The organism is Gluconobacter sp. Dm-73 (assembly GCF_018256215.1).
Lineage (GTDB): Bacteria > Pseudomonadota > Alphaproteobacteria > Acetobacterales > Acetobacteraceae > Gluconobacter > Gluconobacter cadivus.
The window spans coordinates 56933-75386 of the sequence record NZ_JAERLW010000007.1 but is presented as its reverse complement, the minus strand read 5'-3'; the positions used below and the strand labels follow the sequence as shown (position 1 = coordinate 75386).

Annotated in this window: 21 protein-coding genes; 16 read left to right on the top strand and 5 right to left on the bottom strand. The window is 60.2% G+C overall.

Annotated elements, in window-relative coordinates:
- Positions 1-124: 124 nt before the first annotated feature.
- From pdhA to JK176_RS09185, 7 genes are all read left to right on the top strand, one after another.
- Positions 125-1129, top strand: coding sequence for a pyruvate dehydrogenase (acetyl-transferring) E1 component subunit alpha (gene pdhA, locus JK176_RS09215; RefSeq protein ID WP_099286723.1), 1005 nt, complete (start codon positions 125-127; stop codon positions 1127-1129).
- A gap of 3 nt (positions 1130-1132) precedes the next feature.
- The gene (locus JK176_RS09210; protein ID WP_211587548.1) at positions 1133-2500 is read left to right on the top strand and encodes a pyruvate dehydrogenase complex E1 component subunit beta; all 1368 of its coding nucleotides are present in this window, start codon (positions 1133-1135) and stop codon (positions 2498-2500) included.
- A gap of 5 nt (positions 2501-2505) precedes the next feature.
- Positions 2506-3720 carry a 2-oxo acid dehydrogenase subunit E2 gene (locus tag JK176_RS09205; RefSeq protein WP_211587547.1) on the top strand — a complete coding sequence of 405 codons (1215 nt, stop codon included), beginning with the start codon at positions 2506-2508 and terminating at the stop codon, positions 3718-3720.
- A gap of 3 nt (positions 3721-3723) precedes the next feature.
- Complete coding sequence (gene lpdA, locus JK176_RS09200; protein ID WP_211587546.1) at positions 3724-5130, top strand: dihydrolipoyl dehydrogenase; 1407 nt, start codon at positions 3724-3726, stop codon at positions 5128-5130.
- Between the two features lie 5 nt (positions 5131-5135).
- A complete protein-coding gene (gene lipA, locus JK176_RS09195; RefSeq protein ID WP_194263029.1) occupies positions 5136-6104 on the top strand; it encodes a lipoyl synthase in 969 nt (322 codons plus the stop codon).
- Positions 6104-6583 carry a type II toxin-antitoxin system RatA family toxin gene (locus tag JK176_RS09190; protein WP_211587545.1) on the top strand — a complete coding sequence of 160 codons (480 nt, stop codon included), beginning with the start codon at positions 6104-6106 and terminating at the stop codon, positions 6581-6583. Before lipA ends, JK176_RS09190 begins: the two co-directional genes overlap by 1 nt.
- Before the next feature lie 84 nt (positions 6584-6667).
- A complete protein-coding gene (locus JK176_RS09185; RefSeq protein WP_211587544.1) occupies positions 6668-6970 on the top strand; it encodes a hypothetical protein in 303 nt (100 codons plus the stop codon).
- Between the two features lie 77 nt (positions 6971-7047).
- Here JK176_RS09185 and JK176_RS09180 read toward each other — a convergent pair whose 3' ends face one another.
- The 3 genes from JK176_RS09180 to JK176_RS09170 are packed head-to-tail and all read right to left on the bottom strand — an operon-like array spanning position 7048 to position 9998.
- The gene (locus tag JK176_RS09180; RefSeq protein ID WP_211587543.1) at positions 7048-7533 is read right to left on the bottom strand and encodes a CinA family protein; all 486 of its coding nucleotides are present in this window, start codon (positions 7531-7533) and stop codon (positions 7048-7050) included.
- Positions 7523-9412, bottom strand: a complete 1890-nt coding sequence (locus tag JK176_RS09175; RefSeq protein ID WP_211587542.1) for a lytic transglycosylase domain-containing protein — start codon at positions 9410-9412, stop codon at positions 7523-7525. The genes JK176_RS09180 and JK176_RS09175 overlap by 11 nt, the downstream gene beginning before the upstream one ends.
- Positions 9396-9998, bottom strand: a complete 603-nt coding sequence (locus JK176_RS09170) for a YjbE family putative metal transport protein (protein WP_099286714.1) — start codon at positions 9996-9998, stop codon at positions 9396-9398. The genes JK176_RS09175 and JK176_RS09170 overlap by 17 nt, the downstream gene beginning before the upstream one ends.
- A 91-nt stretch (positions 9999-10089) precedes the next feature.
- On the opposite strand from JK176_RS09170, the gene purB reads away from it, so the two are divergent.
- The 9 genes from purB (at position 10090) to JK176_RS09125 (ending at position 17063) form a co-directional block, all read left to right on the top strand.
- On the top strand, positions 10090-11421 hold the full coding sequence (purB, locus tag JK176_RS09165; protein ID WP_211587541.1) for an adenylosuccinate lyase: 1332 nt from the start codon (positions 10090-10092) through the stop codon (positions 11419-11421).
- 145 nt (positions 11422-11566) lie between these two features.
- Positions 11567-12331, top strand: a complete 765-nt coding sequence (gene purC / locus JK176_RS09160; protein WP_194263023.1) for a phosphoribosylaminoimidazolesuccinocarboxamide synthase — start codon at positions 11567-11569, stop codon at positions 12329-12331.
- The gene (gene purS, locus JK176_RS09155) at positions 12328-12570 is read left to right on the top strand and encodes a phosphoribosylformylglycinamidine synthase subunit PurS (RefSeq protein ID WP_211587540.1); all 243 of its coding nucleotides are present in this window, start codon (positions 12328-12330) and stop codon (positions 12568-12570) included. The genes purC and purS overlap by 4 nt, the downstream gene beginning before the upstream one ends.
- On the top strand, positions 12567-12971 hold the full coding sequence (locus JK176_RS09150; protein ID WP_211587539.1) for a Rap1a/Tai family immunity protein: 405 nt from the start codon (positions 12567-12569) through the stop codon (positions 12969-12971). The genes purS and JK176_RS09150 overlap by 4 nt, the downstream gene beginning before the upstream one ends.
- The gene (gene purQ / locus JK176_RS09145; protein WP_211587538.1) at positions 12968-13669 is read left to right on the top strand and encodes a phosphoribosylformylglycinamidine synthase subunit PurQ; all 702 of its coding nucleotides are present in this window, start codon (positions 12968-12970) and stop codon (positions 13667-13669) included. Before JK176_RS09150 ends, purQ begins: the two co-directional genes overlap by 4 nt.
- Positions 13666-15870: a phosphoribosylformylglycinamidine synthase subunit PurL gene (gene purL / locus JK176_RS09140; RefSeq protein ID WP_211587537.1), complete on the top strand. Its 2205-nt coding sequence runs from the start codon at positions 13666-13668 to the stop codon at positions 15868-15870. The genes purQ and purL overlap by 4 nt, the downstream gene beginning before the upstream one ends.
- Positions 15871-15875: 5 nt before the next feature.
- Complete coding sequence (locus JK176_RS09135) at positions 15876-16106, top strand: BolA/IbaG family iron-sulfur metabolism protein (RefSeq protein ID WP_194263019.1); 231 nt, start codon at positions 15876-15878, stop codon at positions 16104-16106.
- Positions 16107-16194: 88 nt separating this feature from the next.
- Positions 16195-16530, top strand: coding sequence for a Grx4 family monothiol glutaredoxin (gene grxD / locus JK176_RS09130; RefSeq protein ID WP_099286707.1), 336 nt, complete (start codon positions 16195-16197; stop codon positions 16528-16530).
- A gap of 206 nt (positions 16531-16736) precedes the next feature.
- Positions 16737-17063 (top strand): hypothetical protein, encoded by a 327-nt coding sequence (locus JK176_RS09125; protein ID WP_194268504.1) that lies wholly within the window; start codon positions 16737-16739, stop codon positions 17061-17063.
- A 4-nt stretch (positions 17064-17067) separates the two neighbouring features.
- Here the strand turns inward: JK176_RS09125 and JK176_RS09120 are convergent, their stop codons facing one another.
- Together JK176_RS09120 and hemB are read right to left on the bottom strand one after the other, a co-directional pair.
- Positions 17068-17379, bottom strand: coding sequence for a YraN family protein (locus tag JK176_RS09120; RefSeq protein ID WP_211587627.1), 312 nt, complete (start codon positions 17377-17379; stop codon positions 17068-17070).
- A gap of 56 nt (positions 17380-17435) precedes the next feature.
- The gene (hemB, locus tag JK176_RS09115; RefSeq protein WP_408874189.1) at positions 17436-18446 is read right to left on the bottom strand and encodes a porphobilinogen synthase; all 1011 of its coding nucleotides are present in this window, start codon (positions 18444-18446) and stop codon (positions 17436-17438) included.
- Positions 18447-18454: the final 8 nt, after the last annotated feature.

The following is an 18454-nucleotide window of genomic DNA, read 5'->3' as shown; positions in this document are numbered from 1 at the left end:
CCGTTTTTTCACGGCATATCCCCCAGATCGAGGCGTTTCGCGCAAGCGGAACGTGGTCTGGCTTTTGGTGGCTTCTGCCGCTAAGAGCATGCGGGATTTTATGCATTTCCATCAGGAGACCGTCATGGACGAGACACCGTCCGCTTCAGGCCGGAGCAACGGTCCGGCCCTTTCGCCGGAGACCATGAAGCGCGCTTACAGGGACATGCTTCTTGTCCGGCGCTTCGAGGAAAAAGCCGGACAGCTTTACGGCATGGGTCTGATCGGCGGCTTCTGCCATCTTTATATCGGGCAGGAAGCCGTTGTGGTCGGGATCGGCCTCAACATGAAGCAGGGCGACAAGTCCATCACGTCCTATCGTGACCACGGACAGATGCTCGTGGCAGGTATGACGCCGCGCGGTGTCATGGCGGAGTTGACGGGCCGTTCCGGCGGGTATTCCCGCGGTAAGGGCGGCTCCATGCACATGTTCTCCCGTGAAAAGGAGTTCTACGGTGGTCATGGTATCGTCGGCGCGCAGGTCGCACTGGGTACGGGTCTGGCGTTCGCGAACAAGTATCGCGGTACGGATGAAGTCTCGATCGTGTATTTCGGCGAAGGCGCATCGGCACAGGGCCAGGTCTATGAGAGCTTCAATCTCGCGGCCCTGCACAAGCTGCCCTGCATCTATGTGATCGAGAACAACCGCTACGGCATGGGCACGTCCATTGAGCGCGCCTCGGCTTCCAAAGATCTGTCGCGCAATGGCGAGCCCTGGGGCATTGCCAGCCGCAAGGTCGACGGCATGGACATTTTCGCAGTTCATGAAGCCGCGCAGGAAGCTGTGGAATACTGCCGTGCGGGCAAGGGGCCGTTCCTGCTGGAAATGGAAACCTATCGCTATCGTGGGCACTCCATGTCGGACCCGGCGAAGTATCGCCAGCGTTCGGAAGTCGAGGAAATGCGCCGGACGCGCGACCCGATCGAGACGCTGAAGGCCGAGATGCTGCGCAGCGGGATCGAAGAGAGCGTGTTCAAGGACATTGAGACGGACGTGAAAGCCATTGTCGCTGACGCGGCCGAATTTGCGCAGACGAGCCCCGAGCCGGATCATTCCGAACTCTGGACTGACATTCTGGTGGAGGCCTGATCCATGGCATCTCTGATTCTGATGCCGGCTCTCTCGCCGACCATGACCGAAGGGACGCTTGCGCGCTGGGTCAAGACGGCAGGTGAGACCGTTTCCGCCGGAGACGTGATTGCCGAGATCGAGACCGACAAGGCGACCATGGAAGTGGAAGCCGTGGACGAAGGCGTGATTGGCAAGACGCTGGTTGCCGAAGGCACGCAGAACATTGCAGTCAACACGCCGATCGCCGTGCTTCTGGCAGAAGGCGAGGACGCTTCGGCTGCGGACACCGTGACCCGTTCTGCTGATCCGGCTGCTGGCGCTTCTGTTGCGATTGAAACACCGGCTGATCCGGGGATCGTGGAAGCACCGGAAGTCGCACAAGCCGAGAATGACCGGGACTGGGGCGAGACCAGCGAAATCACCGTCCGTCAGGCCCTGCGTGATGCGATGGCAGCCGAACTTCATCGTGATGAGGACGTGTTCCTGATCGGCGAGGAAGTGGCGCAATATCAGGGCGCCTACAAGGTCAGTCAGGGCTTGCTGGATGAGTTCGGCGAGAAGCGCGTCATCGATACGCCGATCACGGAACATGGTTTCACGGGTATGGCCGTGGGTGCGGCGCTGACGGGACTGAAGCCGATCGTCGAGTTCATGACCATGAACTTCTCGCTTCAAGCCGTTGATCATATTATTAATTCTGCTGCCAAGACGCTCTACATGTCCGGCGGTCAGATGGGCTGCCCCATCGTGTTCCGTGGCCCGAATGGTGCAGCGGCGCGCGTGGGGGCACAGCACTCGCAGTGTTTCGCAAGCTGGTTTGCCCATATTCCGGGCCTGAAAGTGGTCGCTCCCTGGTCGTCTGCGGATGCGAAAGGACTGCTGCGGGCGGCCATTCGCGATCCGAACCCGGTCATCGTTCTGGAAAACGAGATCCTCTACGGCCAGAAGTTTCCGTGCCCCGTGGATGAAGACTTCATCCTGCCGATCGGTCGCGCGAAGATCGAACGGGAAGGGACGGACGTAACGCTCGTGGCCTTCTCCATCATGGTCGGCGTGGCGCTGGAAGCCGCAGCCCTTCTGGCAGAAGAAGGCATTTCGGCCGAAGTCATCAACCTGCGCTCGATCCGTCCTCTGGATACCGAGACAATCGTACGCAGTGTGAAGAAGACGAACCGCATCGTCTCCGTCGAAGAAGGCTGGCCGGTCGCGGGCATCGGGGCGGAAATCTGCACCGTGGCCGTCGAGCAGGCTTTTGACTGGCTCGACGCTCCGCCAGCGCGTGTCTGCGGGCTTGACCTGCCGATGCCCTATGCGGCCAATCTCGAAAAACTGGCGCTTCCGAAACCTGAATGGGTTGTGGATGCGGTTCGCAAGCAGCTGCGGGACTGACAACGATGGCTACCGATATTCTGATGCCGGCGCTGTCGCCGACCATGACCGAGGGCAAACTGGCCCGCTGGCTCAAAGCCGAAGGCGATACCGTCGCTGCGGGTGACGTGATTGCTGAAATCGAGACCGACAAGGCAACCATGGAAGTGGAAGCCGTGGACGAAGGCATCCTCGGTCGCATCCTGATTCAGGAAGGCGTCGAGGGGATACCTGTTAACACGCCGATCGCGCTTCTTGTGGAAAACGGCGAGGCCCTGCCTGACGTCTCTTCCGCGCAGGCCGCAGCGCCTCCCAAGGCTGAGACGGCAACCGCAAAAACAACGCCTGCTGCTCCGGCTGAGGACAAAGGAGAGCGGATTTTCGTCTCTCCGCTCGCCAAGCGTATGGCGCGTGAGCGAGGCATTGCCCTTGACGCCCTGACAGGAAGTGGTCCGAACGGACGCATTCTCAAGCGCGACGTTGAAAAAGGCCCAACTGCGCCCAAGACAGCTCCGAAAGCTGCTTCTACGCCCGTCATCACCGCATCGGAAGAGACGGTCCGTCGGGTGCCGAACTCGACGATGCGGAAAGTGATCGCGCGTCGCCTAACGGAATCCAAGACGCAGGTTCCGCATTTCTATGTCTCGGTGGATATCGAGCTGGATGCGCTGCTGGCCCTGCGTTCGAAACTGAATGCGACGGCGCAGGAAAACAGCTTCAAGATCTCGGTCAATGACATGATGATCAAAGCCGTGGCGCTGGCACTGAAGAAAGTTCCGGGCGTGAACGTTCAGTTCACGGATGCCGAGACATTGCATTTCGAGAATGTTGACATCTCGATGGCCGTCTCAATTCCGGACGGGCTGATTACTCCGATCATCCGCAATGCCGATCGCAAATCCCTGCGCGACATCAGCGTCGAAGCCAAGGATCTAGCCAAGCGCGCGCGTGCCGGAAAGCTCAAGCCTGAGGAGTTCCAGGGCGGGACGTTCTCCGTTTCCAATATGGGGATGTTCGGCGTGCGTGACTTCGCTGCGATCATCAATCCGCCCCAGGCCGGAATTCTGGCAATTGCGTCCGGCGAAAAGCGGGCCGTGGTCCGTGGTTCGGAGATTGCGATTGCGACCGTGATGACGGCGACGCTGTCGGTCGATCATCGTGCGGTTGATGGTGCTCTAGGCGCCGAGTGGCTGAATGCGCTGCGCGATATCGTGCAGAACCCTTACTTTCTGGTGGTCTGAACCATGTCCGAGACTTTCGATCTGATTGTTGTTGGTGGCGGCCCCGGCGGCTATGTGGCTGCTCTGCGGGCCAGCCAGCTCGGCATGAGCGTGGCGCTCGTGGAAAGCACGCATTTTGGTGGTGTTTGCCTGAACTGGGGCTGTATTCCGACCAAGGCGCTTCTGCGTTCCTCGGAAATCCATCATCTTCTGCATGAACTGGGTACGTTCGGCCTGTCCGCAGACAATATCTCGTTCGACCTGTCCAAGATCGTGGGCCGCTCACGCAGCATTGCGCGCCGGATGGGGGGAGGGATTGCCCATCTTCTGAAGAAAGCCAAGGTCACGACCTTTGACGGCCGCGCCAAACTGGCCGGTCGTTCGGGCGAGGCGCATCAGGTTGCCATCACGAAGGATGGCGCGGCGGTTGCGACCATCAAAGCCCCGCATGTCATTCTGGCAACGGGTGCGCGGGGGCGTCAGCTTCCGGGACTGGAAACGGATGGCACCCTGATCTGGGGGGCACGCGAGGCCATGACGCCGAAGGAGTTGCCGAAGCGTCTTCTAGTCATCGGATCGGGTGCGATCGGTATCGAATTTGCGTCGTTCTACCGGAACATGGGCAGTGAGGTCACGATCGCCGAAGTGGCAGATCGGATCCTGATCGCCGAAGATCCAGAAATCAGTGCAGCAGCCCGCAAGGCTTTCGAAAAGCAGGGGATGACGATCATCACCAGCGCGAAGGTCGGGCCGCTAAATAAGACTGAAAACGAGGTTTCCACGACGATCGAAAGTCCGACGGGCAAGATCGATCTGACGGTGGACCGCGTCATCTGTGCTGTTGGCATCGTGGGCAATGTCGAGGATCTGGGGCTTGAAGGCACCAAGGTTCAGGTGGACCGCACCCATATCGTCACGGACGGCTTCTGCCGGACAGGCGAGCCGGGTGTCTATGCGATCGGTGATGTGGCCGGAGCGCCGTGGCTGGCCCATAAGGCGAGCCACGAAGCCATCCTGTGCGTTGAAAAAATTGCCGGACGTTCGCCGCAGCCCTTGCATCCGCTGAACATTCCGGGCTGCACCTATTCGCGTCCACAGATCGCGTCTGTCGGGCTCAGTGAAGAGAAGGCCATTGCCGCAGGACACAAGGTCAAGGTTGGCCGTTTCCCGTTCATCGCCAACGGCAAGGCTGTTGCGATGGGTGAGACGGACGGCATGGTCAAGACCGTGTTCGACGCGACGAGTGGCGAACTTCTGGGTGCGCACATGATCGGCGCGGAAGTAACGGAAATGATTCAGGGTTATGTCATTGCCCGGACCGGGGAACTGACAGAGGCGGAACTGATCGAAACGGTCTTCCCGCATCCGACCATTTCCGAGACCATGCACGAGGCAACACTGGCGGCCTTCGACGGCCCGCTGCATATCTGAGCACCATGTCCCAGCGCATCACCATCGACCACCGCGCAGCACCAGCGCTCCGTCACCCGGAAAAGGCGCATCGGCCTGACAATCCGATCCAGCGCAAGCCGTCCTGGATCCGGGTCAAGGCGCCGAACCATCCCGTGTATCACGAGACGCGGGCGCTGATGCGCGATGCAGGCCTCGTGACGGTCTGCGAAGAAGCAGCATGCCCCAATATCGGGGAATGCTGGTCGCAACGTCATGCCACGATGATGATCATGGGCGAGATCTGCACCCGGGCCTGTGCGTTCTGCAACGTCACGACCGGGATGCCAAAGCATCTTGATGCGGACGAACCCCGGCGTGTTGGCGAGGCTGTGGCGAAGCTTGGACTACGACATGTCGTCATCACGTCCGTGGATCGCGACGATCTGGCAGATGGTGGCGCGGAGCATTTCGCACAGGTCATCCGTTCGATCCGGCAGACCTCTCCAGAGACTACGATTGAAATCCTCACTCCTGATTTCCTTCGCAAAGATGGAGCGCTGGAGGTCGTCGTGGCTGCACGTCCCGACGTGTTCAATCACAATATCGAGACCGTACCCCGACTTTATCCCACCATCCGGCCGGGTGCGCGTTACTATCAGTCCGTTCGATTGCTGGACGGAGTAAAGAAACTCGATCCTTCCATTTTTACCAAGTCCGGCCTGATGCTTGGGCTGGGCGAGGAGCGTATGGAAGTGGCTCAGGTCATGGATGATTTCAGGATCGCGGACGTCGATTTCCTGACACTTGGGCAATATCTCCAGCCTTCAGCAAAACATGCAGCCGTTGAAAAGTTTATTACCCCCGACGAGTTTGACGGCTATGCTGCGGCTGCCCGTTCAAAAGGATTTCTTCAGGTCAGTGCCAGTCCGCTGACCCGGTCCTCCTATCATGCGGACAGCGACTTCGCGAAGCTTCAGGCTGCGCGGAAAAGCCGTCTGAAAGAAAGTCTCTGATGCCGACACATGCCGAGCAAAGGTTGATCGCCTACACTCCGGACCAGCTCTTTGATCTTGTGGCGGATGTCGAGAAATATCCGCAGTTTCTGCCCTGGTGCGTGAAGGCGAGCATCCGCACCCAGACGGAACAGGAGCTTGTGGCGGATCTGACGATCGGATTTGGCCCCTTCCGCGAGACCTTCACGAGCCGTGTGACGCTGGAGAGGCCGTCGCGCATCCGGGTGCGTTATGAAAAAGGGCCTTTCCGTTATCTGAACAATGTGTGGACTTTCAGCCCGGACCCTCGTGGCTGTCTGGTCGATTTCTTCGTGGATTTCGAGTTCAAGTCGCGCTTGTTGCAAAACGCGATGGGCGTGGTGTTCAATGAAGGTGTGCGCCTTATGGTGTCCGCCTTCATCAAGCGCGCACGGGATATTTACGGTGCGCATGGGGCAAAGGCTGTTCCTCCGACGCCCGGTCTTTCCCAAAGGACATAAAATTTCATAGTGTTGCCAGAACCATTTGCGGGTTGAGTCGTTACACAGTCAAACACCGCGATGGTGACAGGAAAGGATTACGTTATGAAAAAGATTTCTTTTGGCGCATTCGCTCTGACTGCACTGGTCGCTGCGGCCTCTCCGGCCATGGCCGCGCATCATCACGGCAAGCATCATGACAAGGGCGAGCATGCTGCAAAAGCCAGCGGCTCCCCCACGACGGAAGATCTGAACGCACGTTCGCTGCAGCAGGCCCAGACGCCGGTTTCTCCGGCGGCTCCGACGGCAGCAATCCCGCCCGCTGCTCCGACCGCGATCCCGACCGCCCCCAGCCTTCAGGCAGCTCCGGCAGCCTCGACGATGCCAGCTCCGACGCAGGGCAACTAAGGCTGTAAACAGACCGGTGATCTGTTGCAGGTTTGCAGAAAAGGGCGGCTCCGTTCATTCGGAGCCGCTTTTTTACGTCAGGCGCTCAGAAGCATCTGAAGCGCTTGCTGCACAGCCTGAGAGCGAATGCTGCTGCGATCTCCGACGAAGTGACACTGAACGACCGAGGACAATCCGGTGCGAACAGCCAATCCGAAACACACAGTCCCAACCGGTTTGGCAACGCTACCACCGCCCGGGCCTGCGATTCCTGTCACGGAAACGGCAATATCAGCATCCACGGCGTTCATAAGGCCGCCTTCCGCCATGGCCTGAGCCGTCTGGAGGCTGACGGCTCCGTATTGTGCGAGAACCGTTTCTGGAACGCTCACGGCGCTCATTTTCAAGGCATTGGAGTAGGTGATGAAACCGCCTTCCAAGACGTCTGACGAACCGGGAATATCACTGAGAGCCGCACCGATCAGGCCGCCTGTGCAGCTTTCCACTGTCACCAGTCTGCGACCGGACCGGCGGAGATGCTCCAGAACCTGTCCAGCGAGGGCTGCAATATCATTATCCGGCATGAAGATTCCTGACGCGATAGACCATCATTCCTGCCTCAATATTCTCGATATAAAGGCGGGTTTCCCTGTAGGGTAGGCGTTCGATCCAGTCCAGAACGCCGTCTTCTGACAGCGGGTCCGAAGGTGGGTTTGCTTTGAGCCAGAGGTCCACCCGATGCGGGCCTGCGTTATAGGCAGCCAGCGCATAGGGGATCACATTTCCGAAGCGTTCGAGAAGCTGCGAGACATAGGCATTGCCGATTTTCAGGTTTATCTGCGGATCGGTCAGGGACGCGGGAGAGACGTTGATCGGCCCCAGATGCCCTTTGCGCACCACGTCTCGGGCTGCGGCGGGCAGGAGTTGCAGCAGGCCCACGGCCTTGGCGCCGCTTAGTGCGTTCGGATCGAAACCACTTTCCTGTCGGATGATGGCGGGAAGCAGGCCGTCCGGAACAGTTGAGGCTGCCGGGTAGGGATCGGGGAAACCCTGCGGGTAAAGGGCGATGCCCTTGCGTGCCAGAGCATAGGAGGCAAAGACTTCCGGCGCAGGCAACCCAAGGCGGGACGCAGCATCGGCGACGGCTTTCTGACCTTCCGGAGACGGATTGACGACTTCCAGCATCATAAGAAAATCCCGTGCATGATCGGGATCACCTGCCTGCACGAGATCCGTGGCGGCTTCGAGCAGATCAGGTCGGCTGAGCGTTCCAGCGGGTGGAGTGGGCAGAGACTGAAGGGCCTGTAACAGGGCGTCGTCAAAGGCCGATGACGACTGACCTGAGACCAGAATGGCGTTGTTCTGCGTCAGGGATGCCAGAGCGAGCTGACCCGGAAACGTCGTGGGGAAGGTCGCGGCTTTCTGAAAGGCGGCTTCGGCATCCTGATGTTTTTCAGCGGCCTGAAGGGCGCGGCCTGTCCAGTAATAGCCGCGAGCCTGCATCTGAAGCGAGGTTGCGCTCTGGAGAAGGGCAAAGAACTGTTCCGCGCGCGCCGGGTCATGAAGCTCTCTGAGCGCAATGAAGCCACTGAGAAGAGCCGCCTCCTGACGGTCTGTGGTGTCGGGGGGCAGGGTGGTGTCATCTGCAAGATCGGCCGCCTCTTTCGGACGACCGGCCAGAAGCAGGGCGCGGGCGAGGCTGATCCGCTCTGAAGACCAGTCATGGGATGGGTTCGCCCGCTGCAGAGCCGCGCCCTGCGTGGTCCAGAGAGACAGCGCTTCATCCAGCCGGTCCCCGCGACGCAGCGCACGCAGACGATAGCGGATCAGGGTTGGGTCGGATTGCAGGTCCGAGGGTAGGGAGGCGAACAGAGAATCGGCATCGGGAGAGGCGAGACGTTCGGCCAGTCTGGCGCGGGCAAGAAGCTGCTGATTGGCCGAAAGACGCTCGATCTGCCTGGACGCTGCCGAAAACTGTCCCCGCAGTTCAAGCGCTTCATAGCGGCTCCACTGATCGGCAGGCGTGAAGGCCTGACCAAACCGCGTGAGCAGGGTCTGCTCTTCGTCAGCGGTCAGGGTGCTGCCAGACAGCCAGAGACGGCGCGCTGTGGAGGCAGGGTCCGGGAGATGGTCTACACAGGCTGTAAACGCCGCTGGCAATGTGAGCGGATAAATCGGGCAAAGAGCATTCAGGGTCTGCGGATCGGATGTCTGGGACAGGGCGTTCTGAAAGCGCCACAGGATACGCATTCTCTGCGGCCATTGGGGCGTCTGTGCCAGGAAACTGGCGTAACGCTGCGCCGGGAAACTGCTTCCTTCTGGCCCGCCAAGGATCAGCCATTCCGCCAACCGTTCCTGAACGGGCGAGGGGGCAGTGTCCATCGAGGGTGCTGCGAGGGCTGATGACGTAACAAGCAGCGTCACCAGTCCCGCAAAAAGAGTTGTGTCAGCTCGGAAGAACATGCGTCCAGACCTCCCCGCCGCCGCGGATGATGAGTTCGATTGCAACACCCAGAACCACCAGCAGGCCGATCCATGCAATCCAGCGGTATCTGGCCAGAAGATTGGCGACGACCGATGCAGCAAGCCCCATCAGCAGCACCGACAGCACAAGCCCTGCAACAAGAATCCACGGATGACCGACAGCCGCTCCGGCAACCGCCAGCACGTTGTCGAGGCTCATGGACAGATCAGCCACGACAATTTTGAGCACGGCAGGGCCGAGCCGGGGCGGGGCGGCTTCGACGTCTTCATGATGTTCGCCGCCTCGAAGCTCACGATACATCTTCCAGCAGACCCACAGAAGCAGAAACCCACCCGCCAGCGTCAGACCGACTACGGCGAGCAGCGTGGTCGCCAGCAGGGCCAGCCCTACGCGTAGAATGGCGGCGAACCCCGTTCCGAACAGAATGGCGAGACGGCGCTGCCGACCCTCGAGATTGCGAACAGCCATTCCGATAACGACCGCATTGTCACCGGCAAGGGTGATGTCGATCAGGGTGATCTGGCCGAGGGCGATGAGGGCGTGAAGCAGAGAGTCAGGGGCCAAGGTGTCATTCTTCCGAAAAGGGGTCCGTGCAATGTCTTCGTATTTGGTCTAAGGAGCCTCCGTAAAGCCCCACCTCGCATCCGGAGTTCCCATGGTACCCCGTTACAGCCGTCCGCAGATGACTGCCATCTGGTCTCCCGCCAACCGTTTTCGCATCTGGTTCGAGATCGAAGCCCTTGCCTGCGAAGCCATGGCACAACGGGGTGACATTCCCGCCGAATCAGCAAAGACCATCCGCGAAAAGGGTGACGTCGCCATGGCGGCCTTTTCCGACGCGGATCTGGCCCGCATCGACGAGATCGAAGCCGAAACGCGCCATGACGTCATCGCGTTCCTGACCTGGCTTGCGGAAAAGGTCGGTCCGGACAGCCGTTTCGTGCATCTGGGCATGACGTCTTCGGATGTGCTGGACACCTGCCTGTCCGTTCAGATGACGCAGGCCGCCGATCTTCTGCTGGAAGATCTGGACCGCGTTCTGGCCGCACTCAAAGAGCGCGCCTACGAGCATCGCAACACGGTGACGATCGGCCGCAGCCATGCGATCCATGCCGAGCCGACCAGCTTTGGCCTGAAGATCGCGGGCCATTACGCCGAGTTCGCCCGTAATCGCGAGCGTCTGGTGCAGGCCCGCAAGGAAATTGCGGTCTGCGCGATTTCCGGCGCTGTCGGGACCTATGCGCATATCGACCCGGAAATCGAGGAATACGTCGCCAATAAGCTGGGGCTGGCCGTCGAGAGCGTGTCGACGCAGGTCATTCCGCGTGACCGCCATGCCGCCTTCTTCTGCACGCTCGGCGTGATCGCCAGCGGTATCGAGCGTCTGGCGATTGAAGTCCGTCATCTTCAGCGTTCGGAAGTCCGGGAAGCGGAAGAGTTCTTCCACAAGGGACAGAAGGGCAGTTCGGCCATGCCGCACAAGCGCAACCCTGTCCTGTCGGAAAACCTGACCGGTCTGGCGCGCCTGATCCGCTCGCATGTCGTCCCCGCGCTGGAAAACGTCGCATTGTGGCATGAGCGGGACATCAGCCACTCCGCCGTCGAGCGCAACATCTGCCCCGATGCGACGATCGGTCTGGATTTTGCACTGATGCGTCTGGCCGGGATGATGGAAAAGCTGGTCGTTTATCCCGAGCAGATGATCGCGAACATGGAAAGCCTCGGCGGCGTCGTCCATTCCGGCGAAGTCCTGCTGACGCTGGCGCGCGCCGGAATTTCCCGCGAGGACGCCTATCGGATCGTACAGCGTAACGCCATGGAAACATGGACGAAGCTGAACAAACCGGGCTTCAAGACCTTCCGTGAAAACCTTGAATCCGATCCGGAAGTGGCCGGTCGTGTCAGCAAGGACATTCTCGATCAGGCGTTCGACCCGGCACAGCATCTGCGCGCCGTGGATCGCATCTTCGCCCGTATCTTCGACTAAGAGGCGTGCGGAACGCAGACTTCCTGCGATTTCCTGCGTTCCGCATACTCGCAGTTCCGGTTCCGCAATGCTATGGAACCACAATTCGTCGCTGCTCCAGCCGTCCGCATTTTCTGTCAGGACGGCGCAACGCTAAGGATTGCTCATGGCTCGCCGCCGCCAGCTCTATGAGGGCAAAGCCAAGGTTCTTTTTGAAGGCCCAGAACCCGGCACACTCGTTCAGTACTTCAAGGATGATGCCACCGCCGGAAACGGCGCGAAGAGCGGCATCATCACCGGTAAGGGTGTCCTGAACAACCGCATCAGCGAATACCTGATGCTCAAGCTTCACGAGATCAACATCCCGACCCACTTCATCCGCCGGCTGAACATGCGCGAGCAGCTCATCCGCGAAGTGGAGATCATCCCGCTTGAAGTTGTGATACGCAATGTGGCGGCGGGCTCGCTGGCCAAGCGGCTTGGCATCCCCGAGGGGACGCGCCTGCCGCGCACGATCATCGAATACTACTACAAGAACGACGCGCTCAACGACCCGATGGTGTCGGAAGAGCATATCGCAGCGTTCAACTGGGCCGCACCGCAGGACATGGACGACATGAACCAGCTTGCGCTCAGAACAAATGATTTCCTGATGGGCATGTTCACGGCTGTCGGCATCACGCTTGTCGATTTCAAGCTGGAATTCGGACGGATCTGGGAAGGCGAGGAGATGCGTATCCTTCTGGCCGACGAGATCTCGCCGGATAACTGCCGTCTGTGGGATTCCAAGACGAACGAGAAGTTGGACAAGGACCGTTTCCGCCGCGACATGGGTCGCGTCGAGGAAGCGTATCAGGAAGTGGCAAAGCGTCTCGGGATTCTGCCCGAGTCCGGGAATGGTGACCTCAAGGGTCCGGAGGCAGTTCAGTGAAAATCCGTGTTTTTGTTTCCCTGAAAGACGGCGTTCTCGATCCGCAGGGCAAGGCCGTGGGCCATGCTCTCGCAACCCTTGGCTTCAAGGGTCTGGGCGAAGTCCGCATCAATCGCGTCGTTGAACTTGATGTTCCGGCCGACAATGCCGCCGACGCACTGGCGCAGGGCGAAGCCATGGCGCGCGCGCTTCTGGCCAATGAGGTCATTGAGGATTTCAGCGTCGAGGTGGCCGGATGACCCGTCTTTCCACGATCTTCCTGCTGGCCGGTCTCGCGGCGGCTCCGGTTCTTGTTTCAGCCCCGGCTCACGCACAGCGCGTGTCCAAGGTCTCGGGCAAGGCTCTGGGCCAGATGTGCTCCAGCAAGTCCTCCATCGGCATGTGCGATGCCTATCTGTCCGGCCTGATGGACGGCGAGGCATGGGCGAAGAAGTACGACAGCTTTGCCCATGACGAGTCCGCTCCGGTGGCATTCTGCGTTCCGGCCCAGCAGACAGCCCCGCAAATCCGCGGGCTGGTCGTCGCCTGGCTGCATGCCCACAACGACGCGCTGACGGAGCCTGCGGGCAAGGCTGTCTATCGCGCCCTGCATGACACTTATCCGTGCCATGCGTCCGCTCCGGCGGAGGGCCAGAAATGAAGGCAGGTATCGTCGTATTTCCCGGCACGAACCGGGAGCGCGACATGGTCCATGCCCTGAAGCTGGTGACGGGGCAGACGCCGCGTCTGATCTGGCACGGGGAAACCTCTTTGGGTGATCTGGACCTCGTGGTGCTGCCGGGCGGTTTCAGTTTCGGGGACTATCTGCGCAGCGGGGCCATGGCCGCGCATTCGCCGATCATGCGTGACGTCAAGGCGTTCGCAGGCAAGGGCGGTCATGTTCTGGGTGTCTGCAATGGCTTCCAGATCCTGACGGAATCCCATCTGCTGCCGGGCGCACTGCTTCGCAATGCCGGGTTGCGTTTCCTGTCGCAGGATTGCCACCTGAAGGTTGAAAACGCGTCGTCGCCCTATACGCAGGGCTGGACGCGCGGCGACGTGTTCCGCGCGCCGCTCGCTCATGGTGACGGGAACTACACGGCCTCTCCCGAGACGCTGAAGCGTCTTGAAGGCGAAGGCCGCGTGGCCTTCCGCTATTGCGGTGCGGATGGTGTGGTTTCGGATAATGACCGCGCGACCAACCCCAACGGGAGCACGCGCTCCATCGCCGGGATCCTGAGCGAAAACGGCCGTGTCTGTGGCCTGATGCCGCACCCGGAGAACCTGACTGACCCCGAAATCGGCGCAACCGACGGCGTGCCGCTTTTCAAAGGCCTTGTGGAGGCTCTTGTCGGATGAGTGTGACGATTGATGCCCAGCTTGCCCAGTCTTTCGGACTGACCGGCGAGGAATACAACAAGCTTGTCACGATCATGGGACGGACACCGAGCTTTACGGAGCTTGGAATTTTCTCCGTCATGTGGTCCGAGCACTGCTCCTACAAATCGTCCCGCATTCATCTCAAGACGCTGCCGACCAAGGCACCGTGGGTCATCCATGGGCCGGGCGAGAACGCAGGCGTCGTGGATATCGGCGAAGGTCTGGCGGCCGTCTTCAAGATGGAAAGCCACAACCACCCGTCCTTCATCGAGCCCTATCAGGGCGCGGCGACGGGCGTGGGCGGCATTCTGCGTGACGTCTTCACGATGGGCGCACGTCCAGTTGCGAACCTCAACGCCCTGCGTTTCGGTGATCCGAAACATGCAGGAACGCGTCGTATCGTCGATGGCGTCGTGCGTGGTGTTGGCGGTTATGGCAACTGCGTCGGTGTTCCGACCGTGGGTGGTGAGGTCAACTTCCACAAAGCGTATGACGGCAATCCGCTCGTCAACGCCATGACGGTGGGTGTGGCCAAGCAGGACAAGATCTTTCTGTCAGCTGCTGCGGGCGTGGGTAATCCGGTCGTGTATGTCGGTTCCAAGACGGGACGTGACGGCATTCATGGCGCGACCATGTCTTCGGCGGAGTTCGACGAGGAAGCAGCCTCCAAGCGTCCGACCGTTCAGGTTGGCGATCCGTTCATCGAAAAGCTGCTGATCGAGGCCTGCCTCGAACTGATGGCCACCGATGCAATCGTCGCTATTCAGGACATGGGTGCAGCCGGTCTGACGTCTTCTGCCGTTGAAATGGCGGGCAAGGGCGGCGTTGGCATCGAGCTGAACCTTGATGCCGTTCCGCAGCGCGAGCCGAACATGTCGGCTTACGAGATGATGCTCTCCGAGAGCCAGGAGCGTATGCTCATGGTCCTCAAGCCCGAGCGGACCGAAGTCGCGCGCGCGATCTTCGCGAAGTGGGAGCTGGATTTCGCCATCATCGGTGTGCTGACCGATACGGGCCGCATCACGATCCGTCATCATGGCGAAATCGAAGCCGATATTCCGCTGGCCCCGCTGGCAGATGAAGCTCCGCTCTATAACCGTCCGACCGTGCCGCTGACGGCACCTGCACGGATTGAAACGCCTGCTGACCCGGAAGGGATCGAGAAGGCGCTGCTGACGTTGATCGGCTGTCCGGATCTGGCGTCCCGCGCCTGGGTCTGGAACCAGTATGACGGCTCGGTCGGTGGCAACACGGCGCGTCGTCCGGGTGCAGCCGATGCGGCAGTCGTCCGCGTTGACGATACGCGTCTGGGTCTTGCCCTGACGACGGACTGCACGCCGCGTTACTGTCAGGCCGATCCCAAGACGGGTGGCGCGCAGGCCGTGGCCGAAGCCTGGCGGAATCTGACAGCAACGGGTGCCACACCGCTGGCCGTGACGGACAACCTGAACTTCGGCAATCCGGAACGGCCGGAAATCATGGCGCAGTTCGCCGATGCCATCAAAGGCATGGGCGATGCCTGTCGCGCGCTCGACTTCCCGGTCGTAAGCGGCAACGTCTCGCTTTATAACGAGACTCGCTCGCCGTCCGGTGAAGCTCAGGCAATTCTGCCGACGCCCGCGATCGGTGCGCTTGGCGTGCTCGCGGATGCGTCCAAGTCCATCGGGCTTGCGATGCCGGATGCCCATGATCTGGTGCTGGTCGGCTCTATCCGGGGCGAACTCGGACAGTCCTTGTGGCTTCGCGAAATCTGCCAGCGTGAAGACGGAGCGCCGCCGGTCGTCGATCTTGCGGTGGAGCGTCGTAACGGAGACTTCGTACGCAGCCAGATTACGGCAGGCGAGGTTGCGGCCTGTCATGACATCGCCGATGGCGGTCTGCTGGTGACGGTCGCGGAAATGGTCATGGCGAGCGGCGTCGGCTGCACGCTTGAAGCCGCTCCGACGGACATTGCCGCTCATGCCTTCTGGTTCGGTGAGGATCAGGGCTGCTACGTGGTTGCAACTCCCGATGGTGAGGCCCTTGTCGCAGCGGCGGAGAAGGCCAATGTACCGGCAATCCGTCTGGGACGTTCGGGCGGCAGTGATCTGGTCGTGCCGGGAACCGTCAGCGTCAGCGCGGAGCGTCTCAGCGAGATCAATGCCGCGTTCTTCCCGCGGTTCATGGGTGAGGGAGCCTGATTTTTATGCCAATGGCAGCTTCTGAAATCGAACGCACGATTCTCGCCGCCATCCCTGATGCCCAGATCGAGATCGAAGATCTCGCCGGGGACGGGGATCATTACGCCTGTCAGGTTACAAGCGAAGCCTTCCGCGGGCTTTCGCGTGTACGCCAGCACAAACTGGTTTATGATGCATTCGGAACCCGCATGGGCACTGAACTGCATGCGATGGCCCTCAAGACGCTCACCCCTTAAGAGCCGGGGCTGACGTCTCTTTTTTCCAGACGAGCACTGACAGCAGGAGCGGACGTTCTGTCCGCCCTGCCGAACCAAGGAAAATCCAATGTCCGAAACCGTGTTCCAGCATATCCAGACCCTGATCGACGCCAATCCGGTCATGCTGTTCATGAAGGGTGACAAGCTCTTCCCGCAGTGCGGCTTTTCCGCGCGCGTGGTCCAGATTCTCAACCATCTTGGCGTCCCGTTTGCGACCTGCAACATCCTTGAGAGCGCCGAACTGCGTCAGGGCATCAAGGACTTCTCGCAGTGGCCGACCGTGCCGCAGCTTTACATCAAGGGCGAGTTCGTGGGCGGCTGCGATATCGTGACCGACATGTATCAGAGCGGCGAGCTTGAGACTCTGCTGACCGAAAAGGGCATCACGACAGCCAACGCCTGACCGACACGCGCCTGATTCGGGCGCGATTGTGACAAAAAGTGCTGAATTCAGCACTTTTTAAGCATTGCTCCTGCCACAATTCAGCCATGAAGCGACGAAAAGTGGCAGGACCTTGATTTTTTCGGAAACTTTCCCATCAGGGGTTGCCGGACCCCGAGTTCAGCGCATAGGCTGTTTCCATCAGAACGGGATGGGACACAACGTCAATGGCGCGCAACTGGGTCGGCAGAATTGCTCTGGGTATCATGGGTGTCGGTATCTGCATGGGGGCAGGCAAGGCCTATGCCCGTCCGGCCATCACCGATTATGAAGCCAGCAAGCTGACCTTTGACGCGCTGACTGCCACGCCGGTCTATCACCGTGCCGTTTTCCATCATGCGCTTGCACGTCGCGCAACCTCGCACAACACAGCCGTTGCCTGGAGCAGCTCACACGCTGTCATCCGCAACGTCGCTTACCGCCCGCATGCAACCGCTCATGCCCATATCGCAGTGGCGTCCGCTCATCACCACGCCCGCGTCCGTCGCACCTGATTTTTCAGAATTGGCGCAGCGCATCCTGAATACGCCGCGCCTGACCTGACGGGTCCACGATGATCAGATCAAACCGTGTGTTGGGTCGCTGCCACTCCGGCTTCGTCAGCAGAATATACTCGAAGGCTTCCATCAGCCTTTGAGACTGTCTGACAGTCAGGCATGACGCGCTTTCCCGCAAAGTTCGTCTCTGTTTGACCTCAACGGCAATCAGCCATTCCGAATCTGCTGCCACAAGATCAAGCTCGCCGTAAGGCGTGCGCAATCTACGCGCCATAATTGTCAGCCCGCGCTCCTCGAGGAGGCGGGCTGAAATGTTTTCGGCGTTCAGCCCCGTATAATAGGACTGAACGCCGCGTGTTTGGGGGCTCTTCAGTGTTCGTCCCGCAGAAGACGGGCAGCGTCCAGAGCAAAATAGGTGAGAATACCGTTACAGCCGGCACGCTTGAAAGCGATCAGGCTTTCCATGATCGTGCGGTCACGGTCAAGCCAGCCGTTCTGGATGGCACCCATGAGCATCGCATACTCGCCCGACACCTGATAGGCGAAGGTCGGCACCTCGAAACGTTCACGGACGCGACGGATGATGTCGAGATACGGCATGCCCGGCTTGACCATGATCATGTCCGCACCCTCGCGCAGATCCTGTTCGACTTCACGCATGGCTTCGTCGGAATTGGCCGGGTCCATCTGGTAAGTTTTCTTGTCCCCGTGCAGCAGGCTGCCGGACCCCAGAGCATCGCGGAACGGACCGTAGAAGGCGGACGCATATTTTGCCGTGTAGGCCATGATGCGCGTCGTGTCGTAGCCATTGCCGTCGAGCGTTTCGCGAATGGCTTTCACGCGGCCATCCATCATGTCAGATGGGGCGATGATGTCATTGCCAGCACGGGCCTGATTGAGGGCCTGCTGGCGGAGAATTTCCACGGAGGCGTCGTTCAGGATCCGGCCATTCTCGATCACGCCGTCATGGCCATGATCGGTGTACGGATCCAGCGCCACGTCTCCGATAATGCCCAGATCGGGGAAGGCGTCCTTGATGGTGCGCGAAGCGCGACACATCAGGTTATCCGGATTCAGGGCCTCTGTGCCCGTGGCGTCGCGGACGCTCATGGGCGTTACGGGGAAAATGGCAACGGCCGGGATACCGAGATCCACGGCCTGACGGACATGTTCGACGATATTGTCCACACTGACGCGTTCGGCGCCTGGCATGGAGTCGACCTTCTGGCGCTGGTTTTCACCTTCGCAGACGAAGATCGGCCAGATCAGGTTGTCGACATGCAGGCGATGTTCCTGCACCAGACGACGGGTGAAAGCATCGTGGCGATTACGCCGCGGACGGGAGAGGGGGTATGCTGCATTGCTCATACCCCCGATCATGCTCCTAA